General features: G+C 36.7%; 12 protein-coding genes. 5 read left to right on the forward strand and 7 right to left on the reverse strand.

Annotation, left to right across the window (positions count from 1 at the left end):
* Positions 1 to 97 precede the first annotated feature (97 nt).
* Positions 98 to 1,471 carry an MATE family efflux transporter gene (locus tag GTH24_RS08190; protein ID WP_164526214.1) on the reverse strand — a complete coding sequence of 458 codons (1,374 nt, stop codon included), beginning with the start codon at positions 1,469 to 1,471 and terminating at the stop codon, positions 98 to 100.
* A 313-nt stretch (positions 1,472 to 1,784) separates the two neighbouring features.
* Here GTH24_RS08190 and GTH24_RS08195 point away from each other — a divergent pair, with 313 nt between their 5' ends.
* The gene (locus GTH24_RS08195) at positions 1,785 to 2,432 is read left to right on the forward strand and encodes a riboflavin synthase subunit alpha (protein WP_164526215.1); all 648 of its coding nucleotides are present in this window, start codon (positions 1,785 to 1,787) and stop codon (positions 2,430 to 2,432) included.
* A gap of 98 nt (positions 2,433 to 2,530) precedes the next feature.
* Here the strand turns inward: GTH24_RS08195 and cfa are convergent, their stop codons facing one another.
* Together cfa and punC are read right to left on the reverse strand one after the other, a co-directional pair.
* Positions 2,531 to 3,685 (reverse strand): cyclopropane fatty acyl phospholipid synthase, encoded by a 1,155-nt coding sequence (gene cfa, locus GTH24_RS08200; protein WP_072070296.1) that lies wholly within the window; start codon positions 3,683 to 3,685, stop codon positions 2,531 to 2,533.
* Between the two features lie 307 nt (positions 3,686 to 3,992).
* Complete coding sequence (punC, locus tag GTH24_RS08205; protein ID WP_164526216.1) at positions 3,993 to 5,210, reverse strand: purine nucleoside transporter PunC; 1,218 nt, start codon at positions 5,208 to 5,210, stop codon at positions 3,993 to 3,995.
* Between the two features lie 118 nt (positions 5,211 to 5,328).
* Here punC and punR point away from each other — a divergent pair, with 118 nt between their 5' ends.
* Positions 5,329 to 6,231, forward strand: coding sequence for a DNA-binding transcriptional activator PunR (gene punR, locus GTH24_RS08210; protein ID WP_072070292.1), 903 nt, complete (start codon positions 5,329 to 5,331; stop codon positions 6,229 to 6,231).
* 22 nt (positions 6,232 to 6,253) lie between these two features.
* Here punR and purR read toward each other — a convergent pair whose 3' ends face one another.
* Positions 6,254 to 7,279, reverse strand: a complete 1,026-nt coding sequence (gene purR, locus GTH24_RS08215) for an HTH-type transcriptional repressor PurR (protein ID WP_036937255.1) — start codon at positions 7,277 to 7,279, stop codon at positions 6,254 to 6,256.
* Positions 7,280 to 7,546: 267 nt separating this feature from the next.
* Here purR and GTH24_RS22450 point away from each other — a divergent pair, with 267 nt between their 5' ends.
* Complete coding sequence (locus GTH24_RS22450) at positions 7,547 to 7,630, forward strand: YnhF family membrane protein (protein WP_109400341.1); 84 nt, start codon at positions 7,547 to 7,549, stop codon at positions 7,628 to 7,630.
* A gap of 137 nt (positions 7,631 to 7,767) precedes the next feature.
* Here the strand turns inward: GTH24_RS22450 and sodB are convergent, their stop codons facing one another.
* A complete protein-coding gene (sodB, locus tag GTH24_RS08225) occupies positions 7,768 to 8,346 on the reverse strand; it encodes a superoxide dismutase [Fe] (protein WP_109372414.1) in 579 nt (192 codons plus the stop codon).
* Positions 8,347 to 8,696: 350 nt separating this feature from the next.
* Complete coding sequence (locus GTH24_RS08230) at positions 8,697 to 9,512, reverse strand: sulfite exporter TauE/SafE family protein (protein WP_072070290.1); 816 nt, start codon at positions 9,510 to 9,512, stop codon at positions 8,697 to 8,699.
* A gap of 678 nt (positions 9,513 to 10,190) precedes the next feature.
* On the opposite strand from GTH24_RS08230, the gene GTH24_RS08235 reads away from it, so the two are divergent.
* A complete protein-coding gene (locus GTH24_RS08235; protein WP_072070288.1) occupies positions 10,191 to 10,658 on the forward strand; it encodes an OB-fold protein in 468 nt (155 codons plus the stop codon).
* Positions 10,659 to 11,079: 421 nt separating this feature from the next.
* The gene (locus GTH24_RS08240; protein ID WP_072070287.1) at positions 11,080 to 11,418 is read left to right on the forward strand and encodes a Grx4 family monothiol glutaredoxin; all 339 of its coding nucleotides are present in this window, start codon (positions 11,080 to 11,082) and stop codon (positions 11,416 to 11,418) included.
* A gap of 123 nt (positions 11,419 to 11,541) precedes the next feature.
* On the opposite strand, the gene rnt is transcribed toward GTH24_RS08240, so the two are convergent.
* Positions 11,542 to 12,180 (reverse strand): ribonuclease T, encoded by a 639-nt coding sequence (rnt, locus tag GTH24_RS08245; protein ID WP_072070286.1) that lies wholly within the window; start codon positions 12,178 to 12,180, stop codon positions 11,542 to 11,544.
* Between the last annotated feature and the right edge of the window lie 26 nt (positions 12,181 to 12,206).

A 12,206-nucleotide genomic window follows, 5' to 3' on the forward strand; every position in this document is an offset into this window, starting at 1 on the left:
CTGGCAAGAGGAAAAACACAAATTTATACTCAACTGCTCGTATTTAAAGCTATTTGTTGATATTTGTGTCATTCTCTTGCCAAATTAACCTTTTTGTTTAACGCTCTGAGCGTAATAACACCACTTCATCAGATTGACGCTGGATCCACCAAATGCGAGATCCCATCATAATGGCTGAAGCCGTTAAACCAAGAATAAAGCCAATCCAGAAACCCGCAGGACCCATCGCTTCAACAAAATAATCAGTACGACCTAAGATATAACCTGAAGGCAGACCAATGATCCAATAGGCAATAAAAGTAATAAAGAAGATAGAACGTGTATCTTTATACCCACGTAACACACCCGAGCCAATAACTTGCACAGAATCTGATAACTGATAAAGGGCTGCAAATAACATTAAGTGAGAAGCTAATGTTACCACTTCAAGATTGTCGTTATACATTAATGCGATTTTTTCTCTAAAGATAATAGAAAAAATAGCGGTACAGCTGGCAAGCATTAAACCGACAGCAAGTGCCGTGATCGCAGAGATACGCGCTTGCTCTGTAGAACGTTGTCCCAAGTTATAACCCACACGAATGGTTGCAGCTATTCCCAATGAAAGAGGGAACATGAACATCAGTGAACTAAAGTTAAGTGCGATTTGATGACTGGCAACAGCTGTAACTCCTAAAGGTGAGACTAACAGTGCAACAACAGCAAATAAAGTCACCTCAAAGAAGAGCGCTAATCCAACGGGTAACCCTAAAAAGGTAATACGCTTTATCGTATTTAACTCAGGGCTAACAAACCGTTTTTTAGGCATAACATCGCGCTGTGTGGGAGCACGACGCACGTAATAACGCATCATCAAGAACATTGCCCAAAAAACAGAGGCGGTCGCAACACCACAACCAATACCCCCTAATTGTGGTGCACCAAATTTACCGTAAATAAAGGCATAGTTCACAGGGATATTAATCAACAAGCCAACAAAACCAATGATCATACCGGGTTTTGTTTTGGATAATCCCTCACACTGACTTCTTAATACTTGATAATAAAGACAACCAGGCGCTCCCCACATAATGGCATGAATAAAACCAATCGCTTTTTCAGCTAATTCAGGGTCGATATTATGTTGTGCTTCAATAATAAATCGGCTGTTATAAAGAACGGCAATTACCATAATAGACAAGAATGTGGCGAGCCAAAAACCTTGCTGTGTACGATCCGCAATATGTTTTCGTTGTCCTGATCCATTTAATTGAGCAACGATTGGCGTCAATGCCATTAATATGCCTTGACCTAATAAAATCGTTGGCAACCAAATAGACGTACCTACTGCTACCGCAGACATTTCTGTGGCATTTACAGCACCCGCCATAACAGTATCAACCACACCCATTGCCGTTTGGGAAAATTGCGCGATGATAACGGGGATGCCTAAAGCAAGTAAGCTACGCGCTTCTTTTATGTACTTCTGCACGCATACACCTTTATTTATTATAAGAAAAAGGAAGGAAAGGAAGAGAATAAACGCCGTATTGTTAAAATGGCGTAAAGAGATCCTCAAGAACGCATATTCTAATGATAAAAGTTTAATTAGCAACGAAAGATGCTTAGCTTTTTAAACACAGGATTTTGATAATTTATTAGGTGTTTTTACGTTATATTTAACGGCAGTTCTCAGCAAGGAATAAATACGATAATTGTTCCTTTGTATTAATAAGAGCTATGTTATTCTAACTAGCATAAGCCTAAATTGAGTTTACCAGTTTATCTACCCAAGGAGATGTAAGATGTTTACAGGTATTGTTCAGGGAAAAGGGCGAGTTATTGCTATAGAAGATAAAGGCGATTTTCGTACCCATATCATTGAATTACCGAAAGAGTTAGTCGGTAACTTAGAAACAGGAGCCTCTATTGCGAATAATGGTTGCTGTTTAACGGTTACTAAAATTGAAGGTACGCACATTAGCTTTGATTTAGTGAAAGAGACGTTACGTCTCACTAACCTTGGTGAATTAAATGTGGGCTCTGAAGTTAATATTGAACGCGCAGCTAAATACGGCGATGAAATAGGCGGGCATGTGATGTCTGGTCATATTGTCACAACCGCCGAAGTTGCCAAAATTATTACTTCAGAAAACAATTTACAAATTTGGTTTCGTATCTTCGATAAATCGCTGATGAAATACATTTTGCATAAAGGCTTTATCGGTATTGATGGTATTAGTCTGACTATTGGTGATGTGGTTAATAACCGATTCTGTGTCCATCTTATTCCAGAAACACGAGACAGAACGACACTCGGTTGTAAACGTCTTGGCGATAAAGTGAATATTGAACTTGATCCTCAAACTCAAGCGATTGTGGATACAGTCGAACGTGTTATGGCAAAGCAACAAGCTTTATTAGCAGCACAGCAAAGTGAAAACGAAGAGTAATAATAACATTATGACTTATTAGCTTTGTTGCTTTTTAAGCTAAAGTAAAAAGAAAGCCAGTTCATTGATTAAACTGGCTTTTTTGTTTTTAATTAAAATTAACGTGGAATTTGTAAACCACCAACTTGCCCTTTAGGGCTTAACATGATTTGCCATAATTGAATATCTCTGGCTCTAAATGCACCAGCACAGGCATTTAGATAATAGCTAAACATGCGTTTAAAGCGCGGTGTATAATTTGATTCAATCTCTGGCCAACAGGTTAAAAAGCGCTGATACCATGCCATTAGAGTTTTATCATAATCAGCACCAAAGTTGTGCCAATCTTCCATTACAAACTTATCGTCCATTGCATGTGCGATTTTTTGAATCGATGGCAAGCAACCATTAGGAAAAATATATTTACTTATCCAACTATCTACATTCACTTTATCGCGATTAGATCCAATGGTATGCAATAAAAATAGACCGTCTTCTTTTAAGTTACGACGAACTACTTTAAAGTACGTTGCATAATTTTTAGGACCAACATGCTCAAACATACCGACAGAAACGATGCGATCAAATTGTTCATGTAAATCGCGATAATCTTCTAAAATAATATTAACATCAAGTCCTTGGCATCGTGCTTGTGCTAATTTTTGTTGTTCAACAGAAATGGTGACACCAGTGACAGAAACACCGAAATGTTTTGCTGCATAAGCGGCAAGCCCCCCCCAACCACAACCGATATCTAATAAAGTCATACCGGGTTTTAAATCGAGCTTCCGGCAAATAAGATCTAATTTGTGTTCTTGAGCTTGTGCTAAGTTATCTGCATTTTTCCAATAGCCACAGGAATATTGCATATTAGGATCAAGCATAGATGTAAATAAATCATTACCAAGATCGTAATGCTCTTTACCAACCATCCATGCACGTTTTTGTGTTTGTAGATTAAAAAGACGGGCCGTTGCAATTTTGAAAATATCACGTAGATTCTGCGGAAGCTTATTTTCAAGGCCTGCACGCAATACCTTATGAAAGAATATATCAAGTCGCTCACAATCCCACCAACCGTCCATATAGCTTTCACCGAGACCTAATGAGCCTTGTTGCAATACTCTTTTATAAAAATTTTGATTGTGAACCTGAATATCATAAGGTTCAGAGCCATTTACTCGAATATCTGCATGAGTTAATAGTTCTATAGCGATCCTTTTATAAGGATCATGAGAGGTCTTTCGGCCTTCTTCTACACAAGATGTACTCATATACTCTCCGGCGTAAACTAAGCGGGTTTTGAGACATAAAGCTAAAAAAGGATGTGTACAGATTGAAAGTATTAAAATGGTATTGTGTTCAATATGAATTGAACGAATAGAATTAATAAGACAACTCATCTGACATAATCAGCTAATAATCTGTTTAATGCCTCAAAATCCGAAAGAAAAAATAAATAAAACGCTATTACAGCGTATAGGTAAGTATAGAGACGTAGATTATTTTTCTCTAGAAAATAAAAAGGCCATTTTTTATAAAACAGCCTTTTTGAGAATATTCTTAAAAATAAGGGTGCGATTATTCTGCTGTTTGAATTGTGTGTTTGCTAACGGATTTATTACGCTGAATAAAGTAACCAACTGCCATTGGGATCGCAGTTAACGCCATAATTGCGGTGGTGTTAATAAGCGGTTGTTGGCTGATAAACGCAGACACGATAAAACTTGCTAAACTACAAAGACCCAGTTGTAGTGCATTTTGTAATGCGGCTGCTTTACCACTGATTTCAGGATAAGCTGATAAAGCATTAGATACAGCGATTGGATAAGATGCACCATTCATTGCAGCCATAATACAGAACGGAATTAAGATCGTTGTTAATGTTGGCTCAGTAAATTTAGCAACAAGGTATAATGCAGTCATACTAACGGCATAACCAATTAACAGCAGGGGTAATAATGCTTTACCCGTCATTTTTGACAGTAAAATACGACAACCATAACCACCAACCATAAAGGCAATAGTTTGTGGAATATAGCTTAAACCGATATCCTGTGGTGAGTAACCCATTTTCTCAAGAATAATAGGTGAACCGGCTAACCAAGCAAAGAAACCTGCACTACAAGAAGCATAAACTAATACGTTACCTGTATATAGAGGTGATTTCAGTAATGTCATAAATGACGCAGTAGATTGGTTTGCATCGGAGACTGATTCTTGTTTAATATTTTTCAGCATTAATGTTGGTAACATTAAAACAAGTGTTACTGCCATTAGTAGCATGAAAATCATACGCCAGCCACCGTGATTTAATAGTGAGGCACCAATTAAAGGGGCGAGTGCGGGTGATAATGCAACCAGTGGCATGATTAAAGCAAAAACGTGTTGTGCGCGAGACTCATCGAAGCGATCAATAACTAATGCTTGCCAAATAACAGCTGCAGAGCAGACACCAAAAGCTTGTAAGAAGCGCATCGTAAGTAAGCCTGTTGCACTTTCAACCCACAACATACCAAGACAGCCTAAAGAGAAAAGGCTTAAACCAATAAGAAGAATAGGTTTACGACCAACTTTGTCAGAAAGTGGTCCCCAAAGTAACTGAGCAACAGCAAAACCAAATAAAAAGATACTTAAGCTATTACTGATAGCGCCTTCGCTGATAGCGAGTTCACGCTGCATCATACCGAATGCAGGTAAGTACATATCAATTGCTAAGTAACCCAGCATACTTAAACCTGCTAGGTACACCATGAAGCTCATAGGTGTTTTTGATTGTGTGGATGTTTTAGTATTCATTTTATTTTCTATGCTATGTGATGTAGAACATTTTATGTATTGTAACTAAGACCTATTTTACTTGTGAAACGGGAATATTTGGTTAATGCTGTGAAAAATTTTCAAAGGAATAAACTCTATGTGGTCAGAATACTCTTTAGAAGTTGTTGATGCAGTCGCTAGAACAGGAAGTTTTAGCTCCGCTGCTCAAGAATTGCACAGAGTGCCCTCCGCCGTTAGTTACACTGTTCGGCAATTAGAAGAATGGCTCGCCGTTCCTTTATTTGAGCGCCGTCACCGTGATGTAGAATTAACCGATGCGGGTAAAATTTTCATCAAAGAAGCGCGATCTGTTATCAAAAAAATGAATGACACTCGACACCTATGTCAACAGGTTTCCAATGGGTGGCGTGGTCAATTTAGTATAGCAGTTGATGGCATTGTTAAACCCGAAAGAACACAACAGCTTATTCTCGATTTCTATCGCCATTTTCCTGATATTGAGTTGTATGTCTACCCAGAGGTGTTTAATGGGGTATGGGACTCCTTAGTTAATGGTCGTGTTGATTTAGCAATTGGTGCAACAAGAGCGTCACCGATTGGTGAACGTTATAGTTTCAGGGATATGGGTTTTATGCCTTGGCGCTGTGTTTGCCATGTTGATCACCCATTAGCTAAAGCAGAACACCCATTAACCGATGATGAAATGCGACCTTATCCTAGCTTATGTTTAGAGGATACATCGCGTAGTTTACCAAAGCGTGACACTTGGGCGTTAAATAACCAACGTAGAATGGTTGTACCAACATGGGATATGGGGCTTGAGTGTTTGTTGGCAGGATTATGTGTAGGAATGGTGCCTTGGCATCGTGCTGAGCCATTGATAGCCCAAGGTAAGCTAGTTACTTTAAAACTTGCACAGCCATTGCCAGACAGTCCATGCTGTCTGACGTGGGTTGATAAAAGTGAATCGCCCGCTTTGACGTGGTTGTTAGATTATCTTGGAGATAGCCAAACCTTAAATGAGGAATGGCTTCGCTAGATATTATATAGCTGAATAGGAATTAGCGACGATAGTCGATAAAAGGACCATCAGCAACTGAACGACGCTCAACCAATCGAGGGTGTACTTCGATTGTTTGGGCATCTTCACGTTTGTTAACGATGCGATCAAGCAACATAGATAAGGCCATTTGACCTAAACGTTCTTTAGGCTGGTGGACAGTGGTTAATGCAGGGGTAAAATAACGTGCATTACGAATATTGTCATAACCCACAATTGAAATATCAAAAGGAACACGTAAACCTAGCTCATCTGCAGCACAGATTGCTCCCATTGCCATCACATCACCGCCACAAAAAACTGCAGTAGGGCGTTGTTTTTGATTTAGCATTTGATACATCGCTTTATAACCTGACTCAGGTTCAAAGTCACCTTGTACAATCCACTCATCTTTTACTGTAATTTTGGCTTCTTCCATGGCTTTTAGAAAGCCTTGTAGACGACCACCGCCGGTGTTGCGCTCTAATGGACCAGGAATAATACCGATATCACGATGACCTCGTTCGATAAGATAACGGCCAGCGATATAGCCACCATGAAAAGCGTTATCGATAATTGTATCTGTAAAGTCGCCACGGGCCTTACCCCAATCCATGACAACCATGGGAATATTACGATAGCCTTCCAAAAGAGTGAGAAGGTGATCGGGATATTCCGAACACATGACTAATAATCCATCAACGCGTTTTTGTGCCAGCATTGCTAAATAGGCTTTTTGTTTATCAAGATTATTATGTGAATTACATAAAATCAGTGTATAGCCTTTGCTATAACAACTGTTTTCAACTGCTTCAATCACTTCAGCAAAGTAAGGAGCTTCACTGGACGTGGCTAACAGGCCAATAGATTTGGTATGATTGACTTTTAAACTACGCGCCACGGCACTAGGCGAATAATTTAATTCTTTTATAGCGGCCCAAACTGCTGCCCGTGTGTTCTCTGCAACAAAACGCGTTTTGTTGATCACATGAGAAACAGTCGTGGTTGATACGCCTGCGCGTTTTGCCACGTCTTTTATTGTTGCCATGGTGTGGAAAACTCCTGACCTTCATTGGTCTCTTTTATCTAATTTTATGGTTTAACTGCCAGTATAGTCATACATAGGGCAAACACTGGCAATAATTTAGCGATTAGCTGTGAATTTTGTATGATCTAGCTCAAAAGTGAAAGTATTAATCAATGTTATAAATTGTGCACTGGTCGCTATTTTAGCAAATTTTGATATGTGATAATAATTAACCATGACAAGGTTATGGTTAATAATGTGTATTATAATCATTTTGAGGGAGAATAGATGGATACGGATCTGAAATTTGGTTTGAGTACAGCAGTAGCAGCACTTGTTATGATCGTTATATTTTCAACGCTGTTGTTCTAATCTCTGTTTTATAAAATATCCGATCAATTTGAATTATAAATTATCGAATATCTGAATATAACAAAGGGCTCAAGGCCCTTTGTTATTATGTCACCAAAAATGAATCTTAATCACTCATCTTTGATCTTCAAGCTCAATTACGCTAGGTTTGCTTCAACAAATGACCAGTTAACCAGCGCCCAGAACTCTTCTAAGTATTTAACGCGTGCGTTACGGTAATCGATATAGTAAGCGTGTTCCCATACGTCTACAGTTAACAGTGGTTTGTCTGCACCTGAAACGGGAGTGGCTGCATTAGATGTGTTAACAATTGCCACTGAACCATCAGCTTTTTTCACTAACCAAGTCCATCCTGAACCGAAGTTTTTTGCAGCAGCATCATTAAATTGCTTTTTGAACTCTTCAAAAGAGCCAAATGCTTTGTTGATAGCATCAGCAACTTTACCTGTTGGTGCGCCACCCGCGTTTGGTGCTAAGCAATTCCAGTAGAAAGTGTGGTTCCATACTTGAGCTGCGTTATTGAAGATACCACCATCAGTTGATTTGATAATTTCTTCTAAAGATTTAGATTCTAGATCAGTGCCTTTAACCAGATTGTTTAAGTTGGTTACATAGGTTTGATGGTGTTTGCCATAGTGATATTCTAGAGTTTCTTTAGAGATGTGTGGCTCAAGAGCATCTAACGCATAAGGTAATTTTGGTAATTCGAAAGACATTGCGTACTCCTTTATACTATCTATTTCGGGTTTTGTGCCTGAAATCATTTCATCAAGATCATCTGAATTGATAAAATGAGGCAAATGAATCACTAACTTGTTACTATTTTGCTAATTATTTTAACAAAAATTTGCTGAAATAACAGCTAAATATCTTTTATCTATCGTTATAAAGCATATCGATTAATTATACTCATAAGAGTATATCCCACCGAGCGACGCGTAAAGCAGTAAAGTCATTATTGTGTTAAATGAAAATATTATTATTAATAAGGTTATTTTAGGTTTATAAAAAATTATCTCTAACTTTACTTATTCTATTGATATAATTGTATTTTTATTATTTTTTCTTATTCCATAATCAGTGTATACATCATTTTAACAACGACTAAGAATAAAAATAATGCAAATATTTGGCGAACTCTGGATATTGGCAGGCGATAAGCCACTTTTACTCCAACAGGAGCGAAAAGCACGCTAGTAATGCTTATTCCGACAAATGCAGGTAAATAAACAAAACCTAAATAATAGTCATTAATATTCGTTTGGTTCCAGCCATAAATAATCCCCATCGTTGTGCCAATTAGGGCAATAATTACTCCTAACATTGATGAAGTTGCAATGCATTTGCGTGTATTAAATCCCCAATGACTTAAGAGCGGAATGGTGATAGTGCCACCAGCAATACCAATAAAGCTTGAGACAAAGCCAATAAGTGAACCACCACTTGTTAATGCAGGTTTTGAGACGATAGGATCTTTAACATTCTCAATGCGTTCTGTTTCTTTCTTTTTGGTTAACAAACCATAAATGGTATAGATCATGAAAATACAAAACACGATTTGCAAAAAAGTGTTCGACATTTTTTGTACAAGAAATGTTCCCACAAGCATACCAATAATAGTACCTATGGCTAATAGAGGAAATTGCTGCCATAAAATGGCTTTATGTTTATTATGAGAGTATGCCGAAGATGCCGTAGAAAATATAATGACAGAAAATGATGTGGATAAGGCTATTTTCATTACCATATCAAGAGGTATTGCTTGTTGGCTAACCACATACATAACGACGGGAACAATGATTGCTCCTCCTCCAATACCAAGCAATCCAGCAAAGAAGCCTGTGATACATCCCACTAAAAGAAAAAGTAAAATCATGTCCATAATTAATACTACTCATCAGGATTTATCATAAACCCATTTATATACATTATATTCTTTTAGGAAGGTAGCATTAAATCGCTAGTTATCAAAAACTGGGCGCTCAGGCTCTTAGTGATTAAAAAACATTATAAATTAATATGGTAGGGGTTCTATTGTTAACCGAAGTATAGAAATAGTTATTTTTCGAATTTTTTATATTTTCCTTTCTTCTTTTTAAGATGGGAAAATATATAGCTGAATATAATTCCAATAAAGAAGAATGTAACACACTTTATCAATATTATTATAATGAACTCTATATTTAAATCTTTATATTTAAATTGGTGAAATTAATTCTCATGGGAAAATAATAGTAGGATGTAGAATAATAAATCTTAAATTTAGATATAAAAACACAATAATGAATGAGTTGGCAATATTATAGATTAGTGAGGGTGATGAATTTAGAATATAATGTGTTTTTTATTTCTTCATCAAGGCTTAAGGCGAGAGACTTTTCTTATTTTAAATCATACAATAGAAAGTTATAGTATCGTTCATTTATATTTCCATTAATATAAAACAAAAACATTAAGCTGTTTAAGTAGTAATGTATTTCTCTACAAAATTGGCGAGGAAGTTGTTTATTTACCTATTATATTTTTATATGTCTTTTTTTGACTTTATAAAGGATTTTTTATGAAAAAGAGAGTGTTATTATTATCTGCAATTATATTATTATCGGGATGTAAAATAAACGAAGCTATTCGCTCAGTTAATAGCGCTGTAAACCAAATAGTTCCATCAATGGAATCAACAGTAACAGAAGCTTCTTATGCAGGAATATGTAAGGATTTTAATGATAATGAAATAGCTGCTCAGAAAAAATGGAGAGGTAAGTGGGTCATTTTAGAGGGGCGAGTGACTAATATCAGAAGTTTGGATGAAGTCGTTAGATATGACCTCTATAAACCGACCCCACCTAAAGTCGTTGCTATTTCATTTAATAATAAAACCAGTGCGTCATATACTTTAAAACCAAGCGAAGAAGAAAATGTCCTTAAAATTAAGAAAGGACAAACTGTAAAAATAAAAGGTGAAATAACTGATATTACATATGCACTGGGTTGCTTGATCCTTTTAGACAACGGGACCATACAGCAATAAGTCATATGAATTAGGTTAATTGATTTGAGTTATGATGATTTTCTCATCTGAAATGTATTCAGCCTCTTAATTGAGGCTTTTAGTGTATTATCACCGATAAAAAATAAATAACAAAAATAGAGTTGTAAAGAATTACCTGTTTTTACAGTACGTATCTTTTCTAACATCTTAGAAAGTGAATACGTAGATCGTAAAGGTGAAATGATAAGGTAAAACACACACATAAACATCTATAACTTGTTGATTTATTTTTATGCATTATCGTGCATTTTCTCGTCAATAGTATTGTGATTTGATACCAACTTATTGTTTTATATTGATAACTAAACTTATATAGAGCTTTCCAATATAAAGTGGTATTCTTCTTTCATGTTTTCCCCTATAAAGCATATTGAATATAAAAGGCTGTAAGGACTTACAAATGACGACTATTGAAAAAATTGAACGCCAGATTAATGAAAACCCAATTATTTTATATATGAAAGGTTCACCAAAATTACCAAGTTGCGGTTTTTCTGCTCAGGCAGTTCAAGCTATCTCTGCTTGTGGTGAGCGTTTTGCGTATGTTGATATCCTGCAAAACCCAGATATTCGTGCAGAATTACCAAAATATGCACACTGGCCAACTTTCCCACAATTATGGGTAGATGGTGAATTAGTCGGTGGATGTGACATCATTTTAGAAATGTATCAGCGCGGTGAATTACAGAAGTTACTAAAAGAGACTGCTGATAAGTATCGCGGCGAAGAAGAAGCCTAATTGTTTTTCTTTTAAGATATTGATATTAAAAGAAATAGAAATAAAGTATTCAATAAGAAAAGCCAGTTCAGTGATGAACTGGCTTTTTCTGTTATTCATATTGTTATTATTGAAATAATAGAATTAAGGTGTTGGTAATGGCCATCCACCGAGCTTTTTCCAGCGATTAACTAATTCACAAAAAAGTAATGATGTGCGATTCGTATCATACAACGCACCATGAGCAAGTTTGCTATCAAAAGGTATTCCTGCAGTGATACAGGCTTTAGCTAAAATAGTTTGTCCCAATACTAAACCACTTAACGCCGCTGTATCAAATGTGGCAAAAGGATGAAAAGGGTTTCGTTTTAACCCAGCACGTTCAGCCGCCGCCATGACAAAGCTATGATCAAAATTTGCATTGTGCGCCACAATAATGGCACGGTTACAATCAGCATCCTTCATTCCTTTACGTACCATTTTAAAAATAGCATGCAAGGCTTCATATTCACTGACTGCGCCACGAAGTGGGTTTGTTGGATCAATGCCTGTAAATTCTAAGGCAGCAGGTTCTAGATTAGCACCTTCAAAGGGATCAACATGAAAATGTAGCGTGTTATCAGGTTTTAACCAACCTTGTTCATCCATTTTTAATGTAATGGCTGCAATTTCAAGTAAACCATCTGTTTTTGCATTAAATCCACCTGTCTCAACGTCAATAACAACAGGGTAGTAACCTCGAAAACGGTTACAAAGCTTATTGGGATTATTTATTTCAGGCATCAAATTGTACTTATCCGATAAAAATA

The organism is Proteus vulgaris (assembly GCF_011045815.1).
Taxonomy (GTDB): Bacteria; Pseudomonadota; Gammaproteobacteria; order Enterobacterales; family Enterobacteriaceae; genus Proteus; species Proteus vulgaris_B.